The following is a 340-nucleotide window of genomic DNA, read 5'->3' as shown; positions in this document are numbered from 1 at the left end:
CGGTACGAAAGCGATGGCATGGCTGCCGAAAATGGTTTGCCAATAAATCACTCGTTTTTTGCGATTGACACGAAAACCACGTGGACGAGGGAGGAAAAAAGCAAATAGCACAAAGGGGATCATAATGATGTCTAAAACAAAGTCTTTTAGTGGAGAGCCAATGAGAATATCTTTTTTATATTCATCATAAGATTTTGGTGGTGAAACAAATGAATATCCTTCTTTTTGATCCATTTCATATTGAAATTGCGCTGTTTCTTTATATCTTAAATATTGTTCCCTAGCTGGTTTATCTGGATTAAAAGCCCACTCATAATCACTTTTTGCCTCGAGATATTGG

At 36.8% G+C, this 340-nt stretch carries 1 pseudogene; it reads right to left on the bottom strand.

Features of this window, described 5'->3' with window-relative positions:
• Positions 1 to 340: pseudogene (locus HMPREF3263_RS10475) on the bottom strand (hypothetical protein); the annotation flags it as partial.

Origin of the sequence: Haemophilus sp. HMSC61B11, assembly GCF_001838615.1 — a bacterium.
GTDB classification, from domain to species: domain Bacteria; phylum Pseudomonadota; class Gammaproteobacteria; order Enterobacterales; family Pasteurellaceae; genus Haemophilus_D; species Haemophilus_D parainfluenzae_AD.
This window is presented reverse-complemented; position numbering and strand designations above follow the sequence as displayed.